General features: G+C 42.7%; 1 protein-coding gene. It reads right to left on the reverse strand.

Annotated elements, in window-relative coordinates; translation table 11 throughout:
- Window positions 1-533: 533 nt before the first annotated feature.
- On the reverse strand, window positions 534-3,071 hold a 2,538-nt coding region (locus CXF78_RS18435), incomplete at its 5' end, for an efflux RND transporter permease subunit (protein WP_102037573.1).

Genomic DNA, 3,071 nt, shown 5'->3' on the forward strand with positions numbered 1-3,071 from the left:
TTGAGTCGATCACTTTTAGCGCTTCAATGGCTGAAGTGCGTTTTTTGAGTAAACTGGCATACCAAAGATAAGCCAGAATAGCGGCTAAAGTGAAGCTTATAAAAAGCACCTGCATGGTGACATCCTTTATTATTGTTATTCACTATCATAATCATTATTTAATCAAAAGTTCATCTTTATCGGCGATACCTTTGCTAAAAAGAAACCACAAAAGAGTAAGCCAAACACCAATAGATGTTAATAAGCTGTTTTGATTCAGATCTTAACTATAACACAAACAACAGTACTAGCACGGTTGAATACTGTACAGTTTAAATTTTAATCTTTAACTTTATCAACTACCTAAAAGCATTTTAACAAGAGTGTTTTTTAAACACATTTAAAGTTTTCCCTGCTCAAACAATCAAAATATCGTTTAATAATGCTGACTTAACACCATTAACGCTATTCATTAGCAGCTGCATCAATAGAGAAACAATAGTCACAAAAAAGCCCAGCAAAACTGGGCTTTTAACAATCAATAATGTAAAAAATTAAATATCTTTTCTATCATTATCAACTTTTTCATTTTCCTCTTCAGTGGGTTTTTCACGCTTACTGAAAATGCGTTCAACCACCACAAAGAATAACGGCACAAAGAAGATACCTAAGAAGGTGGAGGTCATCATACCGCCCAATACCGCAGTACCGATGGCATTTTGGCTACCAGAGCCTACTCCTGAGCTAATCGCTAATGGCACAACACCTAAACCAAATGCTAAAGAGGTCATCAGAATTGGGCGTAAACGTACTCTCACAGCATGCAAGGTTGCCTCAATTAAGCCAGAGCCTTTCTCGTAGTATTCCTTAGCAAACTCGACAATTAGAATGGCATTTTTAGTCGCCAAGCCCACCGTGGTTAACAAGCCTACTTGGAAAAATACGTCATTAGGTAAACCACGAGCACTCATTGCCAACAATGCACCTATAATCCCGAGTGGTACGACTAAGACGACCGATAATGGTACCGACCAGCTTTCATACAATGCAGCTAACACTAAAAATACGATTAGAATAGATAAGGCATATAAGCTAGGTGCTTGGTTACCCGATAAACGCTCTTCGTACGACAAACCATTCCACTCTAAGCCATAGCCAGGTGGAAGCTTCTCTGCCATTTCTTCAAGTGCATCCATCGCAGCACCGGTACTGTAGCCCGGGGCGGTAGCGCCTTGAATATTAACCGCAGGCACACCGTTAAAACGTTGTAACTGAGGAGAACCAAACTCCCAGGAACCTGAGGCGAATGCCGAAAATGGCACCATTTCACCATTATTGTTGCGCACATACCAAGAGTCTAAGTCCCCAGGTTGCATACGATATTTAGCCTCACCCTGGATATAAACCTTTTTCACTCGCCCACGGTCGATAAAGTCATTCACATACGACCCACCCCACGCGGTACCCAAGACACTGTTCACACTATTAATATCAATGTCTAATGCACGTAATTTGGCGTGATTAACATTAATTTTATAGATGGGCGCATCTTCTTGGCCATTTGGACGCACCCCAACAAGGTTAGGGTTTTGTGCAGCCATACCTAATAATTGATTACGCGCCTCAATTAACTTGCCATGTCCTTGACCATTTAAGTCTTTTAAGTAGACGTCAAAACCATTTGCGGTACCCAGTTCAATCACTGATGGCGGCACAAAAGCAAACACTAACGCTTCTTTAATTTGCATAAAACGGCCCATGGCTCGACCCGCTAACGACTTAACATCTTCACCAGGCGCTTCACGTGTGGACCAATCTTTTAGGCTCACAAACGCAATACCCATGTTTTGACCAGAACCCGCAAAACTAAAGCCCGCAACAGTAAACACTGAATTTACCAGGTCTTTTTCTTCGGTAAGGTAATAGTCGGATACATCTTTTAATACCTTAACCGTGCTTTCTTGGGTTGAGTTGGTTGGCAAAATAGCTTGAGTGAACAAGATACCTTGGTCTTCGTCGGGTAAAAATGCGGTTGGCATGCGTAAGAAAATCCAAGCCACTGCGATAACCAAGCCAACGTAGATCAACATGACACGGAATGAGCGCTTTAAAATACTTCCCACACTTGATTCATAACGAGAGGTCATTGCATCAAACTTGCGGTTAAACCACCCGAAGAAACCGGTATCAGCGTGAGTATGACCTTTTTTAACAGGCTTTAGCATGGTGGCGCATAATGCTGGCGTAAGTACAATTGCCACAAACACCGACAAGGCCATCGCCGATACAATGGTGATCGAGAACTGACGATAAATAACACCAGTCGACCCAGACATAAATGCCATTGGTACAAATACAGCTGACAGGGTCAAACCAATACCCACTAAGGCACTGGTAATTTGATCCATCGATTTACGGGTCGCTTCCAGTGGACTTAAGCCTTCTTCCGACATCACGCGTTCGACGTTTTCCACCACCACAATTGCATCGTCCACCAGCAAACCAATGGCCAATACCATGGCAAACATGGTTAAAGTGTTGATGGTGAAACCAGCAGCGGATAGCACCGCAAACGTACCTAGCAATACTACTGGTACCGCAATGGTAGGAATAAGCGTTGCTCTGAAGTTTTGAAGGAACAGATACATAATCAAGAAGACCAATACAATGGCTTCAATCAATGTGTGCACAACACCTTCAATCGATTGCTCTACGAATGGCGTTGTATCATAGGGATAAACGACTTCAAGTCCCTGAGGGAAAAACTCTTTCATCTCATTAACTTTGGCTTTAATGCCTTCTGCCGTATCTAACGCATTCGCGCCTGTAGCCAGCTTGAATGCAAGGCCCGACGCTGGCTTACCATTGTAATATGAGTCAACCGCGTAGCTTTCTGCACCTAACTCAACTCTAGCAACATCACCTAAATAAACGTTAGCACCTGATGAGTCAGATTTAACAATAATTTGCTTAAATTGCTCTGGGGTTTGCAAGCGGCTCTGTGCTGATACGGTCGCGTTAAGTTCTTGACCAGCAACCGACGGAGCACCACCTAATTGCCCTGCTGATATTTGGGCATTTTGCTCACGTAT

Source organism: Shewanella sp. 11B5, assembly GCF_002836795.1.
Classification (GTDB): Bacteria; Pseudomonadota; Gammaproteobacteria; order Enterobacterales; family Shewanellaceae; genus Shewanella; species Shewanella frigidimarina.